16 protein-coding genes are annotated in these 22,156 nt (G+C 70.7%); 3 read left to right on the top strand and 13 right to left on the bottom strand.

Annotated features, from left to right (window positions below):
• Position 1 precedes the first annotated feature (1 nt).
• From serA to ilvD, 5 genes are all read right to left on the bottom strand, one after another.
• A complete protein-coding gene (gene serA, locus ACT3T5_RS03225; RefSeq protein ID WP_444593614.1) occupies positions 2–1,609 on the bottom strand; it encodes a phosphoglycerate dehydrogenase in 1,608 nt (535 codons plus the stop codon).
• A 232-nt stretch (positions 1,610–1,841) separates the two neighbouring features.
• Entirely contained in the window at positions 1,842–2,873 is a 1,032-nt protein-coding gene (ilvC, locus tag ACT3T5_RS03220; RefSeq protein WP_444593613.1) for a ketol-acid reductoisomerase, read from the bottom strand.
• Between the two features lie 171 nt (positions 2,874–3,044).
• Positions 3,045–3,560 carry an acetolactate synthase small subunit gene (ilvN, locus tag ACT3T5_RS03215; RefSeq protein WP_444577804.1) on the bottom strand — a complete coding sequence of 172 codons (516 nt, stop codon included), beginning with the start codon at positions 3,558–3,560 and terminating at the stop codon, positions 3,045–3,047.
• 74 nt (positions 3,561–3,634) lie between these two features.
• Positions 3,635–5,392 carry an acetolactate synthase large subunit gene (locus ACT3T5_RS03210; RefSeq protein WP_444593612.1) on the bottom strand — a complete coding sequence of 586 codons (1,758 nt, stop codon included), beginning with the start codon at positions 5,390–5,392 and terminating at the stop codon, positions 3,635–3,637.
• Between the two features lie 378 nt (positions 5,393–5,770).
• The gene (ilvD, locus tag ACT3T5_RS03205; RefSeq protein WP_444577699.1) at positions 5,771–7,603 is read right to left on the bottom strand and encodes a dihydroxy-acid dehydratase; all 1,833 of its coding nucleotides are present in this window, start codon (positions 7,601–7,603) and stop codon (positions 5,771–5,773) included.
• Between the two features lie 131 nt (positions 7,604–7,734).
• Between ilvD and ACT3T5_RS03200 the strand changes: the two genes are divergently transcribed.
• Positions 7,735–8,565, top strand: coding sequence for a helix-turn-helix transcriptional regulator (locus ACT3T5_RS03200; RefSeq protein ID WP_444593611.1), 831 nt, complete (start codon positions 7,735–7,737; stop codon positions 8,563–8,565).
• A gap of 18 nt (positions 8,566–8,583) precedes the next feature.
• Here ACT3T5_RS03200 and ACT3T5_RS03195 read toward each other — a convergent pair whose 3' ends face one another.
• From ACT3T5_RS03195 to ACT3T5_RS03160, 8 genes are all read right to left on the bottom strand, one after another.
• Positions 8,584–11,022, bottom strand: a complete 2,439-nt coding sequence (locus ACT3T5_RS03195) for a GNAT family N-acetyltransferase (RefSeq protein WP_444593610.1) — start codon at positions 11,020–11,022, stop codon at positions 8,584–8,586.
• 14 nt (positions 11,023–11,036) lie between these two features.
• A complete protein-coding gene (locus ACT3T5_RS03190; RefSeq protein WP_444593609.1) occupies positions 11,037–12,455 on the bottom strand; it encodes a lysine N(6)-hydroxylase/L-ornithine N(5)-oxygenase family protein in 1,419 nt (472 codons plus the stop codon).
• Positions 12,452–13,978, bottom strand: coding sequence for a pyridoxal phosphate-dependent decarboxylase family protein (locus ACT3T5_RS03185; protein WP_444593608.1), 1,527 nt, complete (start codon positions 13,976–13,978; stop codon positions 12,452–12,454). Before ACT3T5_RS03185 ends, ACT3T5_RS03190 begins: the two co-directional genes overlap by 4 nt.
• Before the next feature lie 370 nt (positions 13,979–14,348).
• Positions 14,349–14,882: a mycothiol transferase gene (locus ACT3T5_RS03180; RefSeq protein ID WP_444593607.1), complete on the bottom strand. Its 534-nt coding sequence runs from the start codon at positions 14,880–14,882 to the stop codon at positions 14,349–14,351.
• Between the two features lie 187 nt (positions 14,883–15,069).
• Complete coding sequence (gatB, locus tag ACT3T5_RS03175) at positions 15,070–16,581, bottom strand: Asp-tRNA(Asn)/Glu-tRNA(Gln) amidotransferase subunit GatB (protein ID WP_444593606.1); 1,512 nt, start codon at positions 16,579–16,581, stop codon at positions 15,070–15,072.
• Positions 16,581–18,101 (bottom strand): Asp-tRNA(Asn)/Glu-tRNA(Gln) amidotransferase subunit GatA, encoded by a 1,521-nt coding sequence (gatA, locus tag ACT3T5_RS03170; RefSeq protein WP_444593605.1) that lies wholly within the window; start codon positions 18,099–18,101, stop codon positions 16,581–16,583. Before gatA ends, gatB begins: the two co-directional genes overlap by 1 nt.
• Before the next feature lie 4 nt (positions 18,102–18,105).
• Positions 18,106–18,402: an Asp-tRNA(Asn)/Glu-tRNA(Gln) amidotransferase subunit GatC gene (gatC, locus tag ACT3T5_RS03165; RefSeq protein WP_193116046.1), complete on the bottom strand. Its 297-nt coding sequence runs from the start codon at positions 18,400–18,402 to the stop codon at positions 18,106–18,108.
• Positions 18,403–18,412: 10 nt separating this feature from the next.
• Positions 18,413–19,336 (bottom strand): GNAT family N-acetyltransferase, encoded by a 924-nt coding sequence (locus ACT3T5_RS03160; protein WP_444593604.1) that lies wholly within the window; start codon positions 19,334–19,336, stop codon positions 18,413–18,415.
• 99 nt (positions 19,337–19,435) lie between these two features.
• Here ACT3T5_RS03160 and ACT3T5_RS03155 point away from each other — a divergent pair, with 99 nt between their 5' ends.
• Together ACT3T5_RS03155 and ACT3T5_RS03150 are read left to right on the top strand one after the other, a co-directional pair.
• Positions 19,436–19,657 carry a hypothetical protein gene (locus ACT3T5_RS03155; RefSeq protein ID WP_444593603.1) on the top strand — a complete coding sequence of 74 codons (222 nt, stop codon included), beginning with the start codon at positions 19,436–19,438 and terminating at the stop codon, positions 19,655–19,657.
• Between the two features lie 160 nt (positions 19,658–19,817).
• Positions 19,818–22,127, top strand: coding sequence for a RecQ family ATP-dependent DNA helicase (locus ACT3T5_RS03150; protein WP_444593602.1), 2,310 nt, complete (start codon positions 19,818–19,820; stop codon positions 22,125–22,127).
• The last annotated feature ends 29 nt before the right edge of the window (positions 22,128–22,156 follow it).

Genomic DNA, 22,156 nt, shown 5'->3' with positions numbered 1-22,156 from the left:
ATCAGTAGACGAGGTCGACGGCGTGGATCGAGTGCGCGCCGATGCTCGCGCCGAGCTCCTCGGCGAAGTCGCGGTCGACGGACTCGTCGAGGTCCAGGACCACGAGGGCCTCGGCACCGCGCACGTTGCCGGCGCGGGATACCTGCATCCCGGCGATGTTCACGCCGGCCTCGCCGAGGCGGATTCCGTACTGGCCGATCAGGCCCGGGCCGTCCTCGTAGCGGATGATCAGCAGGTGGTCGCTCAGCGGGACCTCCAGGGCGTGGCCGGCGACCTCGGTGAGCTTGTGCTCCTGCTCGACACCGCTCAGGGTGCCGGAGACGGAGACGACCTCGCCGCTGCGCAGCGTGCCGCGCAGGGTGACGACGTTGCGGAAGCGCTCGGCGGATTCGTCGGTCACCAGCTGCACGGTGATGCCGCGCTCCTCGGCGAGGACCGGCGCGTTGACGTAGCTGACCTGCTCGGTGACCACGCTGCGGAAGAGCCCGCGCAGCGCGGAGAGCTTGAGGGCGGTGACATCGCGCGATCCGATCTCGCCGTGGACCTCGATGTCGAGCAGCTCGGGCATCTCGCCGGCGAGGGCGGTGAAGAGCTGGCCGAGGCGGTCGGCGAGGGCGACGCCGGGGCGCACCAGATCATCGATCGCTCCGCCGGCGACGTTCACGGCATCCGGGACGAGCTCGCCGGCCAGCGCCAGGCGCACGGAACGGGCGACCGCGATGCCCGCCTTCTCCTGGGCTTCCGCGGTCGAGGCGCCGAGGTGCGGGGTCAAGGTGATGTTGTCGAGCTCGAGCAGACGCTTCGCGGTGTCGGACTTCGCGGGGGGCTCGGAGGTGTAGACGTCCAGGCCGGCGCCGGCGATCCGCCCGCTGCTGAGCGCCTCGTAGAGGGCATCCTCGTCGATCAGCCCGCCGCGGGCGGCGTTGACGATGTGCAGGTTCGGCTTGGCGATCTCGAACTGCTCGGCACCGATCAGGCCCGTGGTCTCCGGGGTCTTGGGCATGTGCACGGTGACGATGTCGGCCTCGCGCATGAGCTCGTCGAGCTCGACCACGCGGGCGCTGAGCTCGGCGGCCCGGGCGTGGTTGACGTAGGGGTCATAGGCCAGGAGGTTGACGCCGAAGGGGCGCAGGCGCTCGGCGACCAGCTGGCCGATGCGGCCGAAGCCGACCACGCCGACTGTCTTGCCGAGCAGCTCGACACCGGTGAGCCGCTTGCGCTCCCAGCGACCGTCCTTCACCGAGGCGTCCGCGCGAGCGAGGTTCCGCAGCGAGGCGAGGACCAGCGTCACCGCGAGCTCGGCGGCCGAGGTGATGTTCGAGGTGGGGGCGTTGATGACCATCACGCCGGCGGCGGTGGCAGAGGGCACGTCCACGTTGTCCAGGCCCACGCCGGCACGGGCGACGACCTTGAGTCGCTTCGAGGCCGCGAAGACCTCGGCGTCGACCTGGGTCGCGGAGCGCACCAGGATCGCGTCGGCCTCGCCGACGGCGGAGAGCAGAGCGGCACGATCGGTGCCGTCGACATGGCGGACATCGGCGTCGTTGCCGAAGACCTCGATAGTTGCGGGCGAGAGTTCTTCGGCGAAGAGCACGACGGGACGCGTCACGGGATGTACCTCCGGGTCGGGTGGCGACTCCCCGGAATAGCCGACGAGGGAGCCAGGGAAAGACTACGACGCCGTCCGCCATGCGGTCACATCGGTCACCATGCGAGACCATGCCCGCAGGGCTCGCCGTATCCGTCGTGTCTGTCGTGCCCGGCGCCTCGCCCACCGCTCGGAACGTGCAGGAGCCCTGCACCGCAGCGGTGCAGGGCTCCTGGACGTCAGAGGGTGCGGATCAGCGTGCGGCGCTGCCCTCGACGTAATCCGTGTCGATCGCCTGAGCGCTCCAGGAGAACATCTTGCGCAGGTCGCGGCCGACGGTCTCGATCTGGTGCTTCGCCTCGGTCTCGCGGAGTTCCGTGAACTCGGGCGCGCCCTTGTCCTGGTCGTCGATGAACCGCTGGGCGAAGGTGCCGTCCTGGATGTCGGACAGGATGTCCTTCATGGCCTTCTTGGTCTCGTCGGTGACGACGCGCGGGCCCGAGACGTAGTCGCCGTACTCGGCGGTGTCGGAGATCGACCAGCGCTGCTTGGCGATGCCGCCCTCGTGCATGAGGTCGACGATCAGCTTGAGCTCGTGGAGCACCTCGAAGTAGGCGATCTCGGGCTGGTAGCCGGCCTCGGCGAGGGTCTCGAAGCCCGCCTGGACGAGGTGGCTCATGCCGCCGCAGAGCACGGCCTGCTCGCCGAAGAGATCGGTCTCGGTCTCCTCGGTGAAGGTCGTCTTGATGACGCCGGCGCGGGTTCCACCGATGCCCTTGGCGTAGGACAGGGCGAGATCCCAGGCGCCGCCGGTGGCATCCTGCTCGACGGCGACGATGTCGGGGATGCCGCGGCCGGCGACGTACTCGCGGCGCACGGTGTGGCCCGGGGCCTTCGGGGCGATGAGGAGCACGTCGACGCCCTCGGGAACCTCGATGTAGCCGAAGCGGATGTTGAAGCCGTGCGCGAAGGCGAGCGCCTTGCCCTCGCCGAGGTGCGGCTGGATGGACTCGCTGTAGACCTTCCGCTGATCCTGGTCCGGGGTGAGGATCATGATCAGATCGGCCCACTCGGAGACCTCGGCGACGGTGCCGGTGCCCAGGCCCTGCTCCTCGGCCTTGGCGCGGGAGGTGGAGCCCTCGCGGAGCCCCACGCGGACCTCGACGCCGCTGTCGCGCAGGTTCAGCGCGTGGGCGTGGCCCTGGGAGCCGAAGCCGATGATGGCGACCTTCTTGCCCTGGATGATGGACAGGTCGGCGTTGTCGTCGTAGTAGATCTCAGCCACGATGTGCTCCTTCGTGTAGGTGTGCGGTGTGCCGGTTGCTTGATGACGCACCGGGCGACGGGACGATCCTATCGCCGGTTGTCTTACGTTGTGAGAGGCCGTCTCCGTATTCGGGACGCCGTCGGGCGCTCCAGTTCGCCCGGAGGCTCCGGGCGCTCAGGATTCGCTCGGTCAGCCCAGCAGGCTGCGATCGGTGATCGCACGCCCGCCGCGGCCGATCGCGACGGCCCCGGACTTGACGATCTCGCGCACCCCGAAGGACTCGAGCATGCCCAGCAGCGCGCTGAGCTTGTCCTGGGTGCCGGTGGCCTCGATGGTCACCGAGTCGGCGGCCGCGTCGACCACCTTCGCGCGGAACATCTGGACGATCTCCAGCACCGAGGTGCGCGTGGCGTTGTCGGCCGTCACCTTGATGAGGATCAGCTCGCGCTGGACGGTCTGCCGCGCGTCGAGCTGGACGATCTTGAGGACGTTCACCAGCTTGTTGAGCTGCTTGGTGATCTGCTCGAGCCGACGCTGGTCCACGTCGACCACCACGGTGATCCGGGAGATCTCGGGGTGCTCGGTCGGTCCGACCGCGAGCGAGGAGATGTTGTACCCACGACGCGAGAACAGTGCGGAGACGCGGGTGAGCACTCCGGGCTTGTTCTCGACGAGGACCGAGAGGGTCTGGCTGTCGGGCGTCATGACGTAGCCCGCCGTGCTCGATGCGGGCGCCGCGGGCGACGCCGTGGTCTGGTTCGTGAAGTTCGTGCTCATGATCAGATGTCCCTCTCCCACTCGGGGCTCATGCCCTGCGCGATCTGGATCTCGTCGTTGGAGACGCCCGAGGGCACCATCGGCCACACCATCGCGTCGGCGCTCACGGTGAAGTCGACGATCACGGGGCGGTCGTTGATCTCCATCGCCTGCGCGATGGTGGCGTCGATGTCCTCGTCCCGCTCGCAGCGCAGACCGACCGCACCGTAGGCATCGGCGAGCTTGACGAAGTCGGGGACGCGCCGGGTGCCGTGCCCCGTGTTGAGGTCGGTGTTGGAGTAGCGCTTGTCGTAGAACAGGTTCTGCCACTGGCGCACCATGCCGAGGCTCGAGTTGTTGATGATCGCGACCTTGATCGGGATGTCGTTGATGACGCAGGTGGCGAGCTCCTGGTTCGTCATCTGGAAGCAGCCGTCGCCGTCGATGGACCACACCACCTTGTCGGGCCGGCCCACCTTGGCGCCCATCGCCGCGGGCACCGAGTAGCCCATGGTCCCCAGGCCGCCGGAGTTGATCCAGCTGCAGGGCTCCTCGTACTGGATGAACTGGCTGGACCACATCTGGTGCTGGCCCACGCCCGCCACGAAGATCGACTCGGGGCCGGAGATGGCACCGATCCGGGAGATGACCTTCTGCGGAGCGGTGAATCCGTCCTCGGTCTCCGTCCACCCCAGGGGGTAGTTCTCGCGGAGCATCGTCAGCGTGCTCCACCACGCCTCGTAGTCGCGGGTGTCCTCGACGGCGAGCCGCTCGCGCAGCTCGGCGGTCAGCGCACGGGCCACGTCGGCGGCCTGGCCGACGATCGGGACGTCCGCGTCGCGGTTCTTGGAGATCTCCGCGGGATCGATGTCCGCGTGGACCACCTTCGCCCCTGGAGCGAAGGACTCCAGGACACCGGTCACGCGGTCATCGAACCGCGCCCCGATGTTCACGATGAGATCCGAGCGCTGCAGCGCGGAGACCGCCGAGACGGTGCCGTGCATCCCGGGCATGCCGAGGTGGCTGGGGTGCGAGTCGGGCAGGGCGCCCCGCGCCATGAGGGTGGTCACGAAGGGTGCACCGGAGAGATCGATGAGCTCGCCGACCTCCTGGCTCGCGCGGCCGCGCAGCACGCCGCCGCCGAGCAGGAACACAGGGCGCTTGGCCTCGAGGAGGAGGGAGACGGCCTCGCGGATCTGCTTGCTGTGCGGGCGAGGGTCGGGCCGGTATCCGGGGAGGTCCAGGCTCTCCGGCCACTCGAAGGTGGTCTGGGCCTGCTGGGCATCCTTGGTGACGTCCACGAGCACCGCGCCGGGACGGCCGGTGGAGGCGATGTGGAACGCCTGCTTGATGACCTTGGGGATGTCGTCCGCATCCGAGACCAGGAAGTTGTGCTTGGTGACCGGCATCGTCATCCCGACGATGTCCGCCTCCTGGAAGGCGTCGGTGCCGATGAACATGGAGCCGACCTGACCGGTGATCGCGACCAGCGGGATCGAGTCCATCTGGGCGTCGGCGATCGCCGTGATGAGGTTGGTCGCGCCCGGGCCGGAGGTGGCCAGGCACACGCCGACCTTCCCGGTGGCGTGCGCATAGCCGCTCGCGGCGTGACCGGCACCCTGTTCATGGCGGACCAGCACGTGACGGAGGCCCTCGGCGTCCATCAGCGGATCGTAGGTGGGCAGGATCGCGCCGCCGGGAAGGCCGAAGACGACCTCGGCCCCGGCATGCTTGAGGGACTCGACCAGCGCCTGCGCGCCGGTCATCTGCTGTCCGTTCATCGGAACTCCTTCGTCGTCTCGGACGGTGGTCAGGGCGGTGAACTGCTGCATGCGGGCCACGGTCCCTCCCCGGAGGCATCGCACCCCGGGGACCGGGACACGAAAAAGCCCCTCCGCCTGGGGCTCAGGGAGGGGCGCGGTTGACGTCTCGACGAAACGAACGGGGTCAGCCGCGCTCGGTAACTACGAGAAGAATCGTCTGCATGCCCCACACACTAGGGCTTCCCGGGGGACGCAGGCCACCCGTCCGGATCGCGAGACGATCCGTCCACGCCGACCGGGCGCCGCCCGACGCGGACCCTCGCAGAACGCGCCGGCAGACGCCGCGACGCCCGGCCCTCGCCGGGCCGGGCGTCGCATGTCGGCGAATGCCGCGGATCAGTCCAGCGGCCGACGGGTGGCGCCGTAGGTCGCCGAGCGCACCAGGTGCGCGTAGACCTTCAGGGCCTGGGAGACCACGCGCTCACGATTCTCCGGGCGCCACGGCAGCGGGCCCTTCGCAGCGCGGCGGCGATCGATCTCCTCCTGGGGGACGTCGAGCTCCAGCAGCCGCTTGTCGACATCCATGATGATCGTGTCGCCGTCCTCGATCAGGCCGATCAGGCCGCCCTCGGCCGCCTCCGGGGAGATGTGACCGATGGAGACGCCGCTCGTGCCGCCCGAGAAGCGACCATCGGTGATCAGCGCGCAGGTCTTGCCCAGGCCCCGCCCCTTGAGGAACGAGGTGGGGTAGAGCATCTCCTGCATGCCGGGGCCGCCCTGGGGGCCCTCATAGCGGATCACCACGACGTCGCCGGCCTTCACCGTCTTGTCGAGGATCTTCTGGACGGCCTCCTCCTGGGAGTCGCAGACCACCGCGGTGCCCTCGAAGTGGAAGAGATCCTCGGTGACGCCGGCGGTCTTGAACACGGCGCCGTCGCGGGCGAGGTTGCCCTTCAGGACCGCGAGGCCGCCGTCCTTGCTGAAGGCGTGCGGGACCGAGTGGACCACGCCGTTCTCGTCATCGGTGTCCAGCTCGTCCCAGGTGTTGGTGGTGGAGAAGGCCTGGGTGGTGCGCACGCCGCCGGGAGCGGCATGGAACAGCGCCTCCGCCTTCTTCGAGGCGGTGCCGCTGCGGATGTCCCATTCGGCGAGCCAGCTGGAGAGGTCCGGGGAGTGCACGGTGTGGACGGTGTGGTCCAGCAGGCCGGCACGGTCGAGCTCGCCGAGGATCGCGGGGATGCCGCCGGCGCGGTGGACGTCCTCGACGTGGGCGGTGCCGTTGGGGGCGACCTTGGACAGCGTGGGCACCAGGCGCGAGATGCGGTCGATGTCATCGAGGGTGAAGTCGGTCCCGGCCTCGATCGCGACGGCGAGGATGTGCAGGATCGTGTTGGTGGAGCCGCCCATCGCGACATCCATCGCCATCGCGTTGGAGAACGCGGCCTTGGTGGCGATCGCCCGCGGGAGCACGGACTCGTCGTCGTCCTCGTAGTAGCGCTTGGAGAGCTCCACGATCTTCCGCCCGGCCTCGAGGAAGAGCTCCTTGCGGAAGGCATGGGTGGCGAGCGTGGTGCCGTTGCCCGGCAGGGACAGGCCCAGCACCTCGGTGAGGCAGTTCATCGAGTTCGCCGTGAACATGCCCGAGCAGGAGCCGCAGGTGGGGCAGGCGTTCTCCTCGACTTCCGCGAGCTGGGCGTCGGTGATCGCGTCGTTCGCGCTGAGCGCCATCGCATCGACCAGGTCGATGCGGTTCTCGGTGACCCCCTCGACGGGCTTCCCGGACTCCGAAGGGCCGCCCGAGACGAAGACGACAGGGATGTTCAGCCGCATCGCGGCCATCAGGTGGCCGGGGGTGATCTTGTCGCAGTTGGAGATGCACACCAGGGCGTCCGCCGTGTGGGCGTTGACCATGTATTCGATCGAGTCCGCGATGAGATCGCGGCTGGGCAGCGAGTAGAGCATGCCGCCGTGCCCCATGGCGATCCCGTCGTCCACGGCGATCGTGTTGAACTCCTTGGAGATGCCGCCGGCCTCCTCGATCGCGCTCGCGACGAGGTCACCCATGTTCTTGAGATGGACGTGGCCCGGCACGAACTGGGTGTACGAGTTCGCGATCGCGATGATCGGCTTGCCGAAGTCACCGCTCTTCATGCCGGTGGCGCGCCACAGGGCGCGGGCGCCGGCCATGTTGCGGCCGTGGGTCGAGGTGCGGGAGCGAAGCTGAGCCATAGGGACATCTGACCACTCCGAGCGCCCCGGAACCAAGACGCCGTCACTACTAGTGGTGGAAGTGATAGTTTTCGCGACGGGGCGACCAGCTGGGCCGACCACCTGGGACGACCCGCCGACGGGGAGGCTGCATGACCGAGGGACCACGCGCCGAGCTCGGCACGTTCCTGCGCCGACGCCGCAACGAGGTGGTGCGGGCCGACTACGACCTGCCGCCCGTCGGCCGCGGCCGCACCACGGGCCTGCGCCGGGAGGAGATCGCGTACCTCTCCGGGGTGAGCGTCACCTGGTACACCTGGCTCGAGCAGGGTCGGGACATCAATCCCTCGCGCCAGGTGATCGACGCGGTCGCCGTGAACCTGCGCCTGACCGAGGCGGAGCACGACTATGCGCTGGGCCTGGCCGGGTTCGCCCCTCCCCCGCGCCCCGTGCTCGCCGAGCCCGCCCCGGTGCCCCTGCACGTGCAGCACCTGCTCGACGCCCTGGACCCGGCGCCGGCCTTCGCGCTCACACCGCACTGGGACATCGCCGCCTGGAACCGGGCGTACGAGGGGCTGTTCCCCGCGGTCCGTGAGGCGGAGGCGACCCAGCGGAACCTGCTGCAGTTCATCTTCACCGATCCGTGGGTGCGCTCGATGCTCCCGGACTGGGAGCGCACCAGCCGGCAGTTCCTCGCCGAGTACCGGGCGGAGGCCGGCGGCCGGGCAGGCGGCCCCCAGCACGTGCGGCTGGTGGGTCATCTGCGCGCCGAGAGCGAGGAGTTCTCGCGGGCGTGGGATGCCCACGAGGTGGAGCGCTTCGCCTCACGGCGCCGGGAGTTCCTGCACCCCGTCGTGGGCCGGCTCGTGTTCGAGCAGGTCAACATCGTGCCCCAGGACGCTCCCGACCTCCATGTCGTCTCCTACCTCCCGCTGCCCGAGGGCGACACCCTCACGGCGGCGGCGCGGCTCCTGGAGAGCTGAGCGCCGCCGCCCCGGACCTCAGGCAGGGACGTGAGCCCGCGCCACGGGGTTGTCCATGCTCCCGGCGAAGAGCAGCGAGGAGGCCTGGTCGCCGAGGTCGACCATCTGCAGGGTGTTGCGCAGCTGCAGACGGTTCAGGCACGAGTGCGCGAAGCTGCCCGCACGCAGATCGACGTCCCCGGCCATCCCCTGCGCGAGGTGCGGATGGTCCGCCTCGTACTCGTCCAGGACTCCCGCCACGACCCTCCAGAAGCGGTCCGCGGGCAGCACCCCGTCGGCGTCGAGGATCCCCGCGAGATGCCGCAGCACGCCGTCGAAGACGTCGGTGAAGATCGACAGGGCCTTGTCCTCGCCGGGGACCACCGCCCGCACCCGCTCCATCGCCGCCGGCAGCGGGCGGTGGCCCAGCACGGCCATCTCCTCACCGATGTCCTTGAGGAAGGCACCGACCACCTGCTGCTCCTGCACCCGCAGGATGAGGTTCTCGCCGTGCGGCATGACCACCACGTCGTGCGCGAGCAGTGCATGGACGAGGGGGCGGAGGTAGGCGCGCAGGTACTGGGCGACCCAGCTCTCGGCCGGAAGTCCCGAGGCACGGATCATCACGCTCGCGAGCGCCGTCCCCTCGTGGTCGCGGTGCAGGAGCGCCGCCATCGTCAAGGCCCGCTCCCCCGGCTCGAGCAGCGACAGGGGGCTCTCCCGCCACAGCGCCGCGAGCATCTTGCGATGAGGGTTCGTGGCAAGCGTGCGGTGATAGGCGTCCCCGGTGTAGCCCAGTGCCGCCCGTTCGCGCAGCACCCGGAAGCCACCCCGCGCGAACTCGGGGTCGCCGTCCACGAGGGCGGCGAGCCAGTCGTTGATCGCCGGGGTGTCGCGCATGTACTGCGGGGACAGGCCGCGCAGGAACCCCATGTTCTGGATCGCGAGGGCGACCTTCACGTAGGGCGCCCCGGCTCGGGTGCGGTTGAGGAAGGTGCGCAGGGACTGCTGGGGCTGCATCTCGTCGCCGCCCGGCCCGAGGGGCACGAGGTCGCCGCGGGCGATGTCCGGGGCGAAGGTGATCGGCAGGCGATGCTCCGCCTGCCAGGGGTGCAACGGCAGCAGGTGGTAGTCCGACGGGTCCAGGCCCCGGCCGGCCAGACGGTCCGCGAAGGCGTCGCGCTCCTCGGGCGAGAGGGTCCAGCGGGCGTGTTCGGCCTCGTCCAGGCCCTCGCCGAGGGACAGGGTGCTGCGCGCGGCGTGCACCGCGACCCATTGCAGGCGTGTGCGCCGGCCCTGCTCGGGGGCGTAGGCGCGGTAGTCGGGCAGGGAGAACCCGATGCGACCGTTGTTCGCGAGGAAGCCCGGGTGGCCCTCCGTCATGGCGGCTTCGACGTCCGGGAGGTCCGCGGTGAGCAGGTCCTCGGCCGACGGCCGCTCGCCGCGGCGGGCCGCGTCCAGCGTCGCGCACCGGGCGGCGAAGGTGGAGGCGAGCTCCTCGAGGTAGGTGGAGAGGAGATCGTCGGGGATGCCGAGCGTCTCCTGCAGCTCCAGGACGAGCGTCTGGACGTCCAGCGCCGTCACGGTGGCGTCCTCGAGGCGGCGGATCGGGGCCGGGTCCACCAGCCAGTGCTCGAGCGGGAGCACCCGGGCCCTGAACTCGTAGCGGACCGTGGTGCCGGGGACCGCCAGGGCGAAGCGACCTCCCCCGAGTGCCTCGGGGGCGAGGACCCGTTCGTGGCTGAGCTCGGCGAGCGCCTTGGCGACCAGGTGCCGGTGGGCCTGCTCGGCGACCTCGGCACGCAGATGGGCGGTCGGGGCGGCGGGAGCAGCCGGACGTGCGCGCGCCGGAGCCGCGCCGTCGGCTCCGGCACTGTTCCGGCATTCATCGGGCCGCGCACCGTCCCCGAGCGGCGAGGCCGCGAAGTCCGCTCGGGTGCAGACGCTCAGCACGGCCCGCTTCACGCCGGGCCCCTCGGCGAGCTCGACGGTGCGCAGCACGCGGAAGCCCGCAGCGGCGTTCTTGGCGAGCACCGCGCTGTTGCGCTCGTCGGGCTCGACGACGATCCTCGCGGCGCCACGTTCCTCGAAGCACCAGCGCACGACGCCGGCCATCACCGCGGCGGTGAGGCCGTGCTCGGCCGGGCCGCTCGGCGGTGCGATGAACAGGTGCATGCCGAGATCACCGGGCTCCGGATCGAGCATTCCGGCGGGCAGCAGCGAGGCGGGATCGTAGGTCTCCACGTAGACGATCGGAGCTCCGTTCCGCAGCCCGATCCATCCGTTCTCGTGTGCGGAGGCGTCGAGGGCATCGAGGTAGCTGCGCACCTGCGCGGGCGAGTGGTCGGTCATGCCCCAGAAGCGGGCGCGCGGGGTGGACAGCCAGCTGTGCAGCAGGCCGGCGTGGTCCGCGGGGCGGAGCGGTTCGATGCTCAGGCCCGTCAGATCGGTCGGGTCCATCAGGTTCGTCAGATTCATGGGGAATCTCCTGGTCAGCGGGCGGCGGGGAGGCCGAAGGTCTGGAAGGCGATGCGGCGCTCGATCGGATACGGCTCGCGGCCGGCGAGCGCGGCGAGGATCACGGAGGCGCGCCAGGCGCCGAAGCCGAGGTCCGGGGCGGTGACGCCGTGGGTGTGCTCCTCACCGCCCAGCACATGGATCCGCTCCTCGCGGTCGACGGTGTAGTCGCGGGTGACGTCGAGGCGTCCCGCCTCGTCGCGGCGGATCCGGTCCCCCAGCGGTGCGAGCAGATCCGTGGAGCGGGGCCGGTAGCCGGTCGCGGCGACCACGGCGCCGGTGCGGTGCTCCGCGTTCGATCCGGTGAGCGGGTGCTCGAGGTCCAGGACGATCTGGCTGGTCGCGAGGTCCCGGCGGGCGGCGCGGACGGCGGCTCCCGTGAGCAGGGTCGAGGGCACTTCCCTGCCGCCTGAGGAGAGGCGATAGAGGAGTTCGTGGATCTCGTCGATCAGGTCGGCGCTGATGCCCTTGTGCAGGGCGCGCTGCTCCCGCGCCAGGCGGTCGCGCGCCCCCTCGGGCAGGGACCGGTGCAGATCGGTGTACTCCGGCGAGGTCATCTCGAGCGTGAGCTTCGTGTACTCCATGGGGAAGAATCGCGGGGAGCGGGTCACCCAGTCCACGCGCAGCCCGTCGGCCTCGCCCTCCTGGAGCAGATCCCGGTAGATCTCGGCGGCGGACTGCCCGCTGCCCACCACGGTCACGGATCCGGCGGCGAGCAGCTCGTCCTTCCGCCGGAGGTAGTCGGCGCTGTGCAGCGCGGGTGTCGGGGCGGCCCCGGCGGAGGCACCACCGGCCGAGGGAATCAGCTCGGCGAGTGCGGGCGGGAGGTACGGCGCGGTGCCGACGGCGAGGGCCAGGTGGCGGCCGCGCAGGTGCTCGCAGCCGATCACCTCCCCGGCAGCGTCGAGCACGGCGACCGTGACGAGCAGGTGGTCGCCCTCCTCCTGGACCGCGACCGCGCGGCGCCGCCAGCGCAGGCAGTCCAGCTGTGCGGCGACCCAGCGGCAGTACTCGTCGTACTCGCTGCGCAGCGGATAGAAGGACTCCCGGATGTAGAAGGGGTAGAGCCGGCCGGTCTGCTTGAGGAAGGCGAGGAAGGAGTAGGGCGAAGTGGGGTCGGCCATCGTCACGAGGTCCGCGAGGAAGGGGACCTGCAGGGTGGTGCCCTCGATCATCAGTCCCGGGTGCCAGGAGAACCCGTCGGCCTGGTCGACGAACACCGCGTCGACGTCCGGCAGCGGGTCGGCCAGCGCCGCCAGTCCCAGCCCGAAGGGGCCGATCCCGATGCCGATGAGGTCGTGGATGTCGTCGTCGTGGATCTCGTCGTCATAGATCTCGTCGTCGTGGATCGCGCCTTCGCTGGTCCCCGTCTCCGGAGCGGTCCGGGTTCTCATCGGGCCACCTCCGTCGCGGCGAGGCGGGTGCCGGCGAGGAGCCCGCGACCTGTGGCCCGCACGAGGTCGAGCACGGCGGCGATATCGGTGAGGGTCGCCTCGGGGTTGAGCAGGGTGAGCTTCAGGTAGGAGACGCCGTCGAGCGTCGTGCGCGCCACCATCGCCCGGCCGGACTGGAACAGGATCCGGCGGATGAGCGGCTGCAGCTCGTCGGCCCGCGCATCATCCAGTCCTGCGGGCTGGAAGCGGAAGATGACGGTGCTGAGATCCGTCGTGCCGAGCACGTGCAGGTCCGGATCGTCCTCGAGCAGGCTGCGGACCTCCGTGGCGAGGTCGCAGACCCGGTCCACCATCCGTCCCAGCTCATCGGGTCCCAGCGCGCGCAGAGTGGTCCACAGCTTCAGGGCGTCGAAACGGCGCGTGGTCTGCAGGGATTTGTCGACCTGGTTGGGCTCGGCGTCGGCGGAGGCGGCCTCGGCGGCGGGGTTCAGGTAGTCGGCGTGGTGCGCGGCCGCAGCGAGGTCGGCCGCCTCGCGCACGATCAGAACGCTCGAGGAGACGGGCTGGAAATAGGTCTTGTGGAAGTCGATCGTCACGGAATCGGCGCGCTCGATGCCCGCGAGCAGCTGACGGCGGGTCCCGGAGACGAGCAGTCCCCCGCCGTACGCCGCGTCCACGTGCAGCCAGGAACCGTGCGCACCGGCGATGTCCGCGATCTCGGCGAGGGGATCGATCAGGCCCCGATCGGTGGTCCCGGCGGTCGCGACGACGGCCATCACCGGTTCTCCGGCTGCCTCGCAGCGGGCGAGGAGAACGTCCAGGGCGGCCGGGTCCATCCGGCCCTCGGCATCGGCGGCGACGATGCGCACCGCGTCATCGGGGAGGCCGAGCAGCTCCGCGGAGCGGGAGACGGAGAAGTGGGCGGCCGCCGTGGTGAGCACCCGCAATCGGGACAAGAGGTCCCCGCGACCCACCCCCGCGCCACGCTCGGCGCGGCGTCGGGCGAGGAAGAGCGCCTGCAGGTTCGACTGGGTGCCTCCCGAGGTGAACACGCCGTCCCCGGCGGTGAAGCCGATCCGCTCGCTCGTCCAGCGCACGAGACGTTGTTCCATGAGGGTGGCGACGAGGGACTGGTCGTAGGTGTCCACGGAGGTGTTGATCGCCGCGAGCATCGCCTCGGCGGCGACCGCCGGCAGCACGACGGGACAGTTGAGATGCGCCAGGTACGACGGGTGGTGAAACCAGACCGCGTGCTGGGCATACAGCGCACCGGCCTCGTCCAGGGCGGCCTCGGCGCCGATCCCGGAGCCGTCCAGCTCCCCCGCCTCGACGAGCTGCTCCAGCATCGTCCGATCCGGCCCGACGGAGGGCGAGCGCACCGAGCGGACATGACCGGCGATGTCGTCGACGACGTGGTGCAGGAGGTCCGCGTACGAGTCGGCGGTGCGCGCCGTCAGGAGAGATCCGTTGCCGGGCGGTGCCGGATCGGTCGCCTCGGTGGTGAGCGTCAGCAGCGAGTCCATGGGCAGGTGCCTCCCGGGGTCGAGCGGACCCGACGGATCCGCGTCACTAAGGTTTGGCTACCCTAATAACGCAACGCTCACGGCGCGCAATGTCAGAAGCGTGCGCATGAGAAGCGCCACGAGGTTCCGGGACCGGACAAAAGCCGTGGACAGCACGGGCGCCGGCGTGCTGGGCACCCCCACAGGAGCGGCCGTCCCGTCGGCGGCTAGGGCTTCACAGTCTTTCCGCAGCGTCATTCCTCGTACAGCCTTTTGGCGCTGATCATGCCTGTCGACAGGACAGCGCTGCTCCCTGCCCGGACCGCGTCGAACTCGCTTCTGGCGTCCTCGTCGGCCCCTGTGATCCCCTCGCGTGATCAGCACGCCGCGGTCACGGGGGATCGTTGCCGACCAGACCGTCGACTGCTTCCCGGATCACCGAGATCTGTCCGGTGTGCTGGAGGTTCTCCTCGAGGATGTCCACCAGCCGACGGCGACGCGTCGCGACGTACCCGGGGTCGCTGTGCAGCACCGTCCCGAGCCCGGAGCCCGCGACCAGGTGGCCCCATTCCTCGCGGTATCTCCCGATCGTCGAGTACCAGAGGTCGTACAGCTCCTCCGGGGTGAGGGTGATCTCCTGCGTCCATTCGGCGTCGTAGTGCTCGGACCCGTCCGGGCCGAGCACCGGGGGCCCGACAGGCCTCTCGGCCGCGAGCGCCGTCCACTGCTCCTCGACCTTCGCCAGGTGCACGATCGTGCCGGCGATGGTCAGCTCCGAGGGCGCGTGCTGACGACGAAGCTGCTCGGCGTCGAGCCCTCCGCTCTTCCAGGCGAACTGGCGGTGCACGCGGTCCAGGGCGAACAGGAGCATCTCACCCTCGTCGCCGAGCGTGCAGTCCTCGAACGGGATGTCGGAGTAGTCCATGTCAGGACCGTAGACCTGGCTCCGGGCGGAAACCAGGGTGAGGACCGGTGTGAGCTCCGCTGTCGGTGCGCGCACCGGCGACCGGGCCCCGGACGCACGACGGTCGGATCCCGAGCCCGGGGCGATGCCCCGAACCGGAATCCGACCGATGTCGTGCTGTGAGGCGAGGACTGCTCCCCGCGCGGGCTCAGCTGACGCCGAGCTTCTCCATGATGATCTCGCGCACGCGGCCGGCGTCGGCCTGACCGCGGGTGGCCTTCATGATCGGGCCGATGAGGGCGCCGATGGCCTGGACCTTGCCGCCCTGGATCTTGGCGACCACGTCGGGGTTGTCGGCGATGGCCTGATCGACGGCGCCGGTGAGCACCGAGTCGTCGGAGACGACCGCGAGGCCCTCCTTCTCGACGATCGCGGCGGGGTCGCCCTCGCCGGCGAGGACCTTGGTGAGGACCTGCTTGGCGATCTTGTCGTTGATCTTCTTCCCGTCGACCAGACCCTGCAGCTCGGCGATCTGGACCGGGGTGACGGCCAGCTCGCCCAGCTCGGACTCCTGCTCCCGCGCGACACGGGCCAGCTCGCCCATCCACCACTTGCGGGCGCTCTGCGCGCTCGCTCCGGCGGCGACGGTTGACTCGATCAGATCCAGGGCGTCGGCGTTGATGACGTCGCGCATCTCGAGGTCGGTGAACCCCCAGTCGCCGAGCAGACGGCGCCGACGGGCGGCGGGCAGCTCCGGAAGGCTGGTGCGGATCTCCTCGACCCACTCGCGGCTCGGGGCCACCGGCACCAGATCGGGCTCGGGGAAGTAGCGGTAGTCCTCTGCGTCGGACTTCGGACGACCTGAGGAGGTGCCGCCGGTGTCCTCGTGGAAGTGACGGGTCTCCTGGATGATCTTCTGCCCGGCGTCGAGCACGCCCGCCTGGCGGGAGATCTCGTAGCGGACCGTGCGCTCGATCGAACGGAACGAGTTCACGTTCTTCGTCTCGGTGCGGGTGCCCAGCTCCGCCTCGGCGTTCGCCCGCAGCGACACGTTGATGTCGGCGCGCACGTTGCCCCGCTCCATCTTCGCCTCGGAGATCTCCAGCGCCCGGAAGATGTCGCGGAGGGTGCGCACGTAGGCCGCGGCGACCTCGGGGGCGCGCCCCTTGGTGTTCGGGATCGGCTTGGTGACGATCTCGACCAGCGGCACGCCGGCGCGGTTGTAGTCCACCTGCGAGTGGGTCGCGCCGTGGATGCGCCCGGTGGACCCGCCGACGTGGGTGTTCTTGCCGGCGTCCTCCTCCATGTGGGCACGCTCGATCTCCACGCGGATGATCTCGCCGTCCTCGAGCTCGACGTCGACCCAGCCCTCATAGGCGATCGGCTCGTCGTACTGCGAGGTCTGGAAGTTTTTCGTGAGGTCCGGGTAGAAGTACTGCTTGCGCGAGAACCGGCAGGTCTCGGCGATCGAGCAGTTCAGCGCCAGGCCGATCTTGATCGCGTACTCGACGGCCTTGTGGTTCACGACCGGCAGCGCGCCGGGAAGGCCGAGCGACGTGGGGGTGATCGCTGTGTTCGGCTCGGCCGCGAAGATGTTCGGCGCACCGTCGAACATCTTGGTGGCGGTGCCCAGCTCGACGTGGACCTCGATGCCGAGCACGGGATCGAAGCGCGAGATGGCCTCGTCGTAGTCGACGAGGTCGATGGTCGATGCAGTCATCACTTCGCTCCGTTCATGAGCTCGGGCGCCTTGGCCAGCAGCGGGCCGCCCCAGGAGTCCTCGAGCAGCGCCTCCAGGGCGCCGCCCACGCGGTACAGGCGCTCGTCGGCCCGGGCCGGGGCGAGGATCTGGATGCCGGCGGGCAGGCCGTCCTCGGCGAGGCCGGACGGGATCGAGATCCCGGGGGTGCCGGCGAGGTTGGCGGGGATGGTCGCGATGTCGTTCATGTACATCGCCATCGGATCGTCGACCTTCTCGCCGAGGCGGAAGGCGACCGTCGGCGAGGTCGGCGAGGCGAGCACGTCGACCTGTTCGAAGGCGGCGGCGAAGTCGCGCTGCACGAGCGTGCGCACCTTCTGGGCGCTGCCGTAGTAGGCGTCGAAGTAGCCGGCCGACAGGGCGTAGGTGCCCAGCAGGATGCGGCGCTTGACCTCGTCACCGAATCCGGCGCCGCGGGTCGCCTTCATGACGTTCTCCGCCGTCGGGTGGTCCTCGGGGACCACGCGCAGCCCGAAGCGCATGCCGTCGAACTTCGCGAGGTTCGAGGAGGCTTCCGAGGGCATGATCAGGTAGTAGGCGCCCAGCGCATAGCGGAAGTTCGGGCACTTCACGCGCACGATCTCCGCGCCGGCGCGCTCGAGCTGCTCGAGCGACTCGGTGAAGCGGGCCTGCACCTCGGGGGCGAAGCCCTCGCCCTCGAGCTCCTCGATGACGCCCACGCGCAGACCCTTGACGTCCTTGCTGCGGGCGGCCGCGGCGAAGGCGCCGACGGGGTCCGTGAGGGAGGTCGAGTCATGGGGGTCGTGGCCGGCGATGAGTTCGTGCAGCAGCGCCGAGTCCTCGACGGTGCGGGTCACGGGACCGGCCTGATCCAGCGAGCTGGCCATGGCGATCAGCCCGTAGCGGGACACGGAGCCGTAGGTGGGCTTCACGCCCACGGTGCCGGTGACGGCGCCGGGCTGACGGATCGAGCCGCCGGTGTCGGTGCCGATCGCGAGCGGGGCCTCGTAGGCGCCCACGGCCGCGGCGGAGCCACCGCCGGAGCCGCCGGGGATCCGGTCGCGGTCCCACGGGTTGCGGGTGGGTCCGTAGGCGCTGGTCTCCGTCGAGGAGCCCATCGCGAACTCGTCCATGTTGGTCTTGCCGAGGATCGGCAGGCCTGCCGCGCGCAGCGCGCTGACCAGGGTGGCGTCGTAGGGCGGGATCCAGCCCTCGAGGATCTTGGAGCCCGCGGTGGTGGGCTGCCCCTGCGTGACCACGACGTCCTTGACGGCGATGGGCACACCGGCGAGGCCGTGCAGCTCCTCGCCGGCGGCGCGACGGGTGTCGACCTCGCGGGCGGCGGCGAGCGCCTCCTCGGTGTTGACGTGGAGGAAGGCGTTCAGGTCACCGTCGACAGCGGTGATGCGGTCGAGGTGAGCGCGGGTGAGCTCCTCGGAGGAGATCTCACCGGCGGCCAGCGCGGCGGCCTGAGCGGCGGCGCTGGTCCGGATGATGTCGTGCTGAGTGGCGTCGGTCATCGATTCACTCCTCTCCCAGGATCTGCGGGACGGCGAAACGGCCGTCCTGCGCCTCAGGAGCGCCGGCGAGCGCCTGCTCCTGGGTCAGGGTGGTCTCGACGACGTCCTCGCGGAAGACGTTCGTCATGGCAATGGGGTGGGACGTCGCGGGTACATCCTCGGTGGCGACCTCGGACACGGAGGCGACAGCGTCCATGATGGAGTCGAACTCGCCGGCGAAGCGGTCGATCTCCTCATCGGTGAGCTGGATCCGTGCGAGGTCGGCGAGGCGTGCGACGTCATCTCGTCCGATCGAAGGCATGTGGGTCATTCTAGGCGCGGTCCGCGGGCGGGGCGCCCACCCGGTAGTGATACGCACCGCGGGAGGTGAAACCGAGACCCCGATACAGGGCCGACGCCGCGCCGTTGTCCCTCTCGACCTCGAGCAGTGCGAGGCTCGCTCCCTGGACGGCGGCGATCGCCAGCAGGGTCTGGGACACGGCCCGGCCCAGTCCCTCGCGGCGGCGCCGGGGGTGCACCGCGATCATGGTCAGCACCGCAGCGGTCCCCTTCCCCGCCTCCACGAGCGCGGCGCGGCCGACGGCGATCGGCGTCCCGGCAGCGAGCCCGTCGTCGCTGCTGTCGTCGGCGCTGTCGCCGCCGCTGCCGTCGGACCGCAGGACGACCTGCACCGAGGGGGTGCCGGCGAGGATGTCGTGCATCGTCCCGCGGGCGTCGTCCCCCTCGCGCGGGGCGAGGGACCAGGCGGCGTCGAACCAGTCCTCGTCCAGCTCCCCGGTACGGATCTCGGCCAAGGGGTGCGGGACGGCGGAGAGCGGACCTGCCAGCGGCAGCTCGAGGAGCTGGCTGTGCCCGGTGCTGTCGTATCCGCGTGCGGCGAGGAGGTCATCGAGCTGGGCGGGGCCGTGGACGTCGAGGATGCGGAAGCACGCCTGCTCCCCCGTCATCGCGACGAGCTCCTCGATCCGTTCGACCGCCGCGAGGAGGGCGTCGTCCGTCGACGGGGCGTCCACCGCGACCGCGCTGTTGGCGCGGCGGGTGACGCCCCGGGAGCGCAGCAGGGCGAAGCCGTCCACATCAAGTCGCTGCACGGGCCTCCAGCCGGCGATCAGCGCCTCGACGAGGCGATAGCCGCTCAGGGGGCGGGAGGCTCCCGCCCGGGAGGACCGCGCTGGGGATCCCTTCGAGGAGCGGGACGGGGAACGGGACGGGGTGCTGCGTCGGGATGAGCTCACCCGGTCGATCGTAGCGACCGTCCCGATAGACTTCCGCCCACCAGACGAGGTCCCTGAGCACGAGTCACCCAGGGATGATCCCCGAAGGAAGGTGCCGCCATGTCGGTCGACCCGAACATCGACTATCACGCCCACGATCCCGAGGACGACGACGCACGCTCGGACGATCCGGTGCTCCGCGAGGCGCAGGAGCTCGAGGCCACGATGCGGCGCGCCCTGGCCACGAAGGAGGACCCGCTGCATGATGACGAGTCCACCTCGGCGCGGCTGCGGCGCCTGGCGCAGGAGGGCGCGGACGACGGGGACACCTCCGCCTCCTGACCGAACGCTCCCTGCTCCCGGTCAGGCGGCTGCTGTCAGGCGGTTCCGGTCGGCTGCTCCGGTGCGCAGGTGGTGGCGAAGACCGGTCCTCCCCACTGCCGCCCGTCCACAGCCCGGCGACCGGTCCCCGAAGGTCGGCCGCAGTCGCCACACTGGGGGCATGGACTCCTCCTCCCCGTCGACCTCCCCCGCCCTCGCAACCGACCGTTCCGCTCTGCGCGCCGAGGCTCAGGAAGCGCTGCACGCGCTGACCGGCCGGGCCGACGCCGATTTCCACGAGGGCCAGTTCGAGGCGATCGCGGCCCTCGTCGAGGACCGTCGCAGGGTCCTGGTGGTCCAGCGCACCGGCTGGGGGAAGTCCGCGGTGTACTTCCTCGCGGCTCTGCTCCAGCGGCGACGGGGCTCCGGCCCCGCACTGATCATCTCCCCGCTCATCGCCCTGATGCGCGACCAGGTGGCGGCCGCCCGCCGTGCCGGCGTGCGGGCCGAGGCCATCAGCTCCGCGAACCCCACCCAGTGGTCCGACATCGAGAGCGCCCTGGACGCCGATGACCTCGACGTGCTCCTCGTCTCCCCCGAGCGACTGGTCAACCCGCGCTTCCGCGCCGAGCAGCTGCCGCGTCTGATCGAGCGCTGCGGGCTCCTGGTCATCGACGAGGCGCACTGCATCTCCGACTGGGGTCATGACTTCCGGCCCGACTACCGCCGGCTGCGGGACCTGGTCGCCGAGCTCGGCGACCAGGTCCCGGTGCTCGCCACGACCGCGACGGCCAACTCCCGTGTGGTCGACGATGTCGCCGAGCAGCTGGGCGTGCAGGCCGAGGGCGCCGCCCCGGTGCTGACCCTGCGCGGCGCCCTGACCCGTGACTCGCTGCGACTGGGCTGCCTGACCCTGCCCGATGACCGGGCCCGCCTGGAATACCTCGCCCGGTATCTCGACGATCTGCCGGGTTCGGGGATCATCTACACCCTCACGGTCTCCGCGGCGGAGGACCTCGCGGATCTCCTGAACCGCCCCGGCCGCAAGGTGGTCGCCTATACCGGTCGCACCGACTCCGAGGAGCGTGCCGAGCTCGAGCAGGCCCTCAAGGACAACGAGGTCAAGGCCCTCGCCGCGACCAGTGCGCTGGGGATGGGCTTCGACAAGCCGGATCTGGGTTTCGTGGTGCACCTGGGAGCGCCGAGCTCCCCCGTGGCCTATTACCAGCAGGTGGGCCGTGCGGGGCGCGCCACCGATACCGCCGACGTGCTGCTCCTGCCCGGTCGCGAGGACCGGGCCATCTGGGAGTACTTCGCGACCGCCTCCATGCCGGCCCAGGCAGATGCGGATGCTGTGCTCGCCGAGCTCGGTGCGTCCGACTCCCCCCTGTCCACGGCCGCGCTCGAGGCGCGTGTGGACGTCAAGCGCAGCGCCCTCGAACTGCTGCTCAAGGTGCTCGCCGTCGAGGGCGCGGTGGACTCCGTGCGCGGTGGCTGGGTCTCCACCGGGGCGTCGTGGGCCTATGACGCCCCGCGCTACGAGAACGTCGCGCGGGCGCGTCGCGAGGAGCAGCAGGCGATGCTCGAGTACGAGCGTCTGCAGCCCGGTGATCCGCAGCAGTGCCGGATGATGTTCCTCGCCCGTCAGCTCGACGACGAGACGGCGACCCCTTGCGGACGCTGCGACGTGTGCACCGACCCCTGGTACCCGGTGCCGGGATCGGCCCCGTCCTCGCGCTCCGGGTCCGGTGTGGACGCCGCGGCGACAGCAGGCTCCGATGCCTCGGGCCGTGCTGCTGCAGACCAGGCCCCCACCGGCGACGACGCCTCCCGGGAGGCCGTCTCCCGCCTGCTGGACAGGGTCGGAGTCCCGGTCGATCCACGCAAGCAGTGGCCCCAGGGGCTGGACCGCGTGGGCGTCACCTCGGAGTCCGGGGGCCCGGTGCGCGGCAACATCCCGCCCGGGGAACGGCTGGAGGAGGGCCGGGCCCTCGCCCGCATGTCGGACCTGGGCTGGGCGGTGCCGCTGCGGAACCTGCTCACCGTCGATGAGCAGGGCCAGCGCGTGGATGCGGCCCTCACCCCGGCGATCGCGAACCGTGTCGTCGAGGTCCTCACCGACTGGGACTGGCAGCAGCGCCCCGCCGCGGTGCTCGCCGTGCCCTCCACGACCCGGCCCGGTCTCGTGCGGGATCTGGGCGCCGGCATCGCCCGGATCGGAAAGATGCAGGACCTCGGTCAGCTCGGTCTCTCCCCCGGCGCGGCCCCGCAGCGCGGTGCCCGGAACAGTGCCTTCCGGGTCGCAGCCCTGTGGGACCGCTTCACCATCCCCCCGGAGCTCGCCGAGCAGATCGCCGCGCTCGACGGCGCCCCGATCCTGCTGGTCGACGATGAGATCGACACCCGATGGACGATGACCATCGCGGGGCGCCTGCTGCGCCGGTCAGGGTCCGGGCCTGTGCTGCCGCTGGCACTCGCCCTGGTCAGCTGAGAAGCCGGCGGGCCTGACGAGGAGGCCCT

This window comes from Brachybacterium sp. AOP3-A1-3, assembly GCF_052378285.1.
Taxonomy (GTDB): domain Bacteria; phylum Actinomycetota; class Actinomycetes; order Actinomycetales; family Dermabacteraceae; genus Brachybacterium.
Note: the sequence above shows the minus strand (reverse complement) of the source record. Positions and strands in the feature narration are given on the sequence as shown.

Coding starts and splice junctions, on each gene's coding strand:
- ilvN (WP_444577804.1), bottom strand. CDS start 3,560: ATGACGCCCGACAGCCAGACCCTCTCGGTCCTCGTCGAGAACAAGCCC.
- ACT3T5_RS03210 (WP_444593612.1), bottom strand. CDS start 5,392: ATGAACGGACAGCAGATGACCGGCGCGCAGGCGCTGGTCGAGTCCCTC.
- ilvD (WP_444577699.1), bottom strand. CDS start 7,603: ATGGCTCAGCTTCGCTCCCGCACCTCGACCCACGGCCGCAACATGGCC.
- ACT3T5_RS03200 (WP_444593611.1), top strand. CDS start 7,735: ATGACCGAGGGACCACGCGCCGAGCTCGGCACGTTCCTGCGCCGACGC.
- ACT3T5_RS03195 (WP_444593610.1), bottom strand. CDS start 11,022: ATGAATCTGACGAACCTGATGGACCCGACCGATCTGACGGGCCTGAGC.
- ACT3T5_RS03190 (WP_444593609.1), bottom strand. CDS start 12,455: ATGAGAACCCGGACCGCTCCGGAGACGGGGACCAGCGAAGGCGCGATC.
- ACT3T5_RS03185 (WP_444593608.1), bottom strand. CDS start 13,978: ATGGACTCGCTGCTGACGCTCACCACCGAGGCGACCGATCCGGCACCG.
- ACT3T5_RS03180 (WP_444593607.1), bottom strand. CDS start 14,882: ATGGACTACTCCGACATCCCGTTCGAGGACTGCACGCTCGGCGACGAG.
- gatB (WP_444593606.1), bottom strand. CDS start 16,581: ATGACTGCATCGACCATCGACCTCGTCGACTACGACGAGGCCATCTCG.
- gatA (WP_444593605.1), bottom strand. CDS start 18,101: ATGACCGACGCCACTCAGCACGACATCATCCGGACCAGCGCCGCCGCT.
- gatC (WP_193116046.1), bottom strand. CDS start 18,402: ATGCCTTCGATCGGACGAGATGACGTCGCACGCCTCGCCGACCTCGCA.
- ACT3T5_RS03155 (WP_444593603.1), top strand. CDS start 19,436: ATGTCGGTCGACCCGAACATCGACTATCACGCCCACGATCCCGAGGAC.
- ACT3T5_RS03150 (WP_444593602.1), top strand. CDS start 19,818: ATGGACTCCTCCTCCCCGTCGACCTCCCCCGCCCTCGCAACCGACCGT.